Here is a 3,118-nt window from a genome sequence, read left to right as displayed (position 1 = left end):
ACAACTACACTATATTCATCTTGAGAAACCAGGACAGCTGTACGGTAGTGTCTCAGTTTGAAATTTGTCTATCTTGAACTTGTTTCCATCAATGCTATCATAGCGGCATGAGTAAAAGACCTAAAAAAATGGATTTGAACCAACTAGCTAAGCGCATAGTTGATGAGGCTACTGGCGAAGTTACGCCAGAAGAAGAAATCGACGAAAAGAAAAAAGCCGCCATTGAATCAGGGCGGCTTGGTGGGCTTAAAGGTGGCAAAGCAAGAGCAGAAAAACTTACACCTGAAGAGCGCGAAGAAATAGCTAGAAAAGCCGCAAAATCAAGATGGAGCGATAACTAAATCCCGTTTTCCGACTCCGGATAATCAAAAGGTAAGGGCATTGTTTCGTTATACTTAGGATGTACTCTATCTAACAACCCCTCAAACTCACCATACCTATTGCTGATTTTCATCAAAGTAATTACTGATGCCAAGTGCTCTCTGAGCTTAGGATGTCCAACATCAGTTGTTAATCTTCTATGCAAGTGTTCTTTATGTCTACCTTTATCATCTCTTGGCGTATCTTTCTTTAGCTGTTCTAATACTTTTGGGGCTAGTCTGGAATAGATAATATTATTCGTTAAATGACCAAAATACATTGGCTTCTTTACACTATCCCTAGGAAAACTCAAGCCTCTTAATCGAAATAGATTCTCATAATATTCGCTTGGGAATGTGTGCACCCAAGGTTGCAATTCTTTTGCGACAAATGCTTCCAGTATCTTAGCAAGCGCATCTTTGGCTCTGTCATTCTGATAACCTGTAGCTTCATCTACTAGAGCGATAATACCTACTTCAGCCAAGCCCCTTAATAACATCTCAGCTCTATCAGCTATTTGATCTTGTCTCTTGCCCAATATTCCGTCTTTCCTGGCATCTAACCATACAGAGCATATTTTTGGAATTATGGATGCTGGTATTCCATGAGCGGTGCTTCCTGAAAGTGTTTTATATTTTAGAGGCTTTATGTGCACATCACCTAAGTATTTGACAACATACGGTAATAAGTTTTTAAATGCAAGATAAAGTGGTATCTGTGCACCACTCTCAGCATCTATTTCTCTTCTAACGGAGAGAGCTCCACTTCTGTACATGCCGAGACCGGCCATGAAATCAGTTTCTGTTAATACCCTCGTATCGTCAGATAAAACAGCACATGGAAATATAAGATCTCCGAACTTCAGTTCCCCAGCATATTGGGCTATAGGCAAACTCTCATTTTGCCATCTTGTCTTTGCTGCTTTCTCAGCTATTCTTTTTCTTTCTTCTGAAGAGAGTTTCTTTGCTCTAGCCAAACCCCCAGCTTTTTTACCATTATTTAATATAGACATAAAAAACATTAATATTCTGATTGGATGCTTGCATTTTACAGATTATTTGCATAAATGCAAGCATAAAAATTATTATGCTTGCATAAATAATGCTTAATCTATATAATAATTCATACTGATTTAAATGCTTGAGGCATGAAATGAACAAACTCTCAATTGAAAAACGCGCAATGATATTAACAATGCTGGTAGAAGGTAGCTCAATGCGTTCAACTTCTCGCATTGCTGATGTTTCGATTAATACCGTTACCAAGTTATTGATCGATGCCGGTGCAGTATGCGCTGAGTATCAAAACGAGCATTTAGTAAATATCAAAAGCAAGCGCGTTCAATGTGATGAGATTTGGTCATTTTGCTACTCAAAAGAAAAAAATGTAGCGCCAGCAGATAAAGGCATTCTTGGTCATGGCGATGTTTACACGTGGACAGCAATAGATGCAGATACGAAGCTGGCTATTTCTTGGTTAGTTGGTCGCCGTGATTATGAATATGCAGAAGCATTCATTGGTGATCTGGCAGGCCGCTTGAGTGATCGAATTCAGTTAACCAGTGACGGCTATGGGTGCTACATTAACGCAGTAGAAAAGATGTTTGGCGGAATGGTTGATTATGCGATGCTAGTTAAAATTTACGGCGAAGAAACTAAAGGACAAAAACGCTACAGCCCAGCATCATTCGTAAGCTCAGAAAAGCGTGTAATGTCTGGCAATCCTGATATTGATCATGTATCCACAAGCTATGTTGAACGTAATAATTTAACTATGCGCATGGGAATGCGCAGATTCACCAGACTAACCAACGGATTCAGCAAAAAAATTGAGAACTTAGCTCATGCAGTCGCATTGCACTTCATGCACTATAATTTTGTGCGCATTCACAAAACTCTGAAAACAACTCCAACAATGGCAGCAGGAGTTTCAAATACTCTCTGGTCTATGAATGATGTTGTTGCTTTGATTGACGCTAAAGAAGCAATGAAAGATAGAAGCAGAGGAAAATATAGAACAAAAAAATAATCTTAGCTTGTTGCGTATTATAAAAAGCAAAAGCCCTGCACTTTGGCAGGGCTTTATGACACCATGCTGGATTGCAATCTCCTTTGCATGGCGGCCACCGAAGTGGACTTAATGCCCGATGCCTAAGCAGAGCGGGAACAATTGTAGGCTACATCATTATAGAAAATCTGTCAATGCGGTCATACCAAGACCATGTAGAACGCAGCGCTGTATCATAACAAGATCAGATTTGTCTATTATTCTTATGTCGTACTGCCTTTTGCCATCACCATCTTTATTTTTGAATGGAAGATATAATCTATCAAAAGATACCGTATAAAGCATATCGGCTTTTACCCAACAAAGTTCAGAATTATATGGTTCTGGCAGCGTTGGCTTTATGTGCAATCTATGGTGATAAGCCTCAACCGGATTTGGTTTTGTGGTACTTAAAGGAACTACAGAGCATAATCCTTGCCTTTTTCTCAACCTAGGAGACAGGATTATAACTGGCCGCCTCTTATTCATTTCTGGTTGGATAAGCCCTTTAAAATCACATATAACAATAGTTCCTTGTTCTGGATGTATTTGTAGAGCCATATAAAAATGATGTAATGTTATTTTTAACTACAATCATAAATTATATATCACTATAAAAAATAAAATTTCAAACTGAGACACTACCAAGTTGTGCGGCGATTTGACTTTGTTTGGTGGTTCGCTCACTTGGGGGAAATTGTGTCAGGCAGTT

General features: G+C 38.9%; 4 protein-coding genes. 2 read left to right on the top strand and 2 right to left on the bottom strand.

Annotated elements, in window-relative coordinates; translation table 11 throughout:
* The first annotated feature begins 107 nt into the window (after nucleotides 1-107).
* A complete protein-coding gene (locus ABD07_RS13830) occupies nucleotides 108-341 on the top strand; it encodes a histone H1 (protein WP_160818774.1) in 234 nt (77 codons plus the stop codon).
* Here the strand turns inward: ABD07_RS13830 and ABD07_RS13825 are convergent.
* Entirely contained in the window at nucleotides 338-1,372 is a 1,035-nt protein-coding gene (locus tag ABD07_RS13825; RefSeq protein WP_160818773.1) for a P63C domain-containing protein, read from the bottom strand. The two genes, ABD07_RS13830 and ABD07_RS13825, sit on opposite strands and share 4 nt — an antisense overlap.
* Before the next feature lie 140 nt (nucleotides 1,373-1,512).
* Here ABD07_RS13825 and ABD07_RS13820 point away from each other — a divergent pair, with 140 nt between their 5' ends.
* Entirely contained in the window at nucleotides 1,513-2,388 is an 876-nt protein-coding gene (locus ABD07_RS13820; protein WP_160818772.1) for a DDE-type integrase/transposase/recombinase, read from the top strand.
* Nucleotides 2,389-2,544: 156 nt separating this feature from the next.
* On the opposite strand, the gene ABD07_RS13815 is transcribed toward ABD07_RS13820, so the two are convergent.
* Nucleotides 2,545-2,967 carry a type II toxin-antitoxin system PemK/MazF family toxin gene (locus tag ABD07_RS13815; RefSeq protein WP_160818771.1) on the bottom strand — a complete coding sequence of 141 codons (423 nt, stop codon included), beginning with the start codon at nucleotides 2,965-2,967 and terminating at the stop codon, nucleotides 2,545-2,547.
* Between the last annotated feature and the right edge of the window lie 151 nt (nucleotides 2,968-3,118).

This window comes from Nitrosomonas oligotropha, from assembly GCF_009833085.1.
Classification (GTDB): Bacteria; Pseudomonadota; Gammaproteobacteria; order Burkholderiales; family Nitrosomonadaceae; genus Nitrosomonas; species Nitrosomonas oligotropha.
This window is presented reverse-complemented; position numbering and strand designations above follow the sequence as displayed.

Excerpts from the sequence above, each read along its gene's own strand:
- ABD07_RS13820 (WP_160818772.1), top strand. The coding sequence starts at position 1,513 with ATGAACAAACTCTCAATTGAAAAACGCGCAATGATATTAACAATGCTG.
- ABD07_RS13830 (WP_160818774.1), top strand. The coding sequence starts at position 108 with ATGAGTAAAAGACCTAAAAAAATGGATTTGAACCAACTAGCTAAGCGC.
- ABD07_RS13815 (WP_160818771.1), bottom strand. The coding sequence starts at position 2,967 with ATGGCTCTACAAATACATCCAGAACAAGGAACTATTGTTATATGTGAT.
- ABD07_RS13825 (WP_160818773.1), bottom strand. The coding sequence starts at position 1,372 with ATGTCTATATTAAATAATGGTAAAAAAGCTGGGGGTTTGGCTAGAGCA.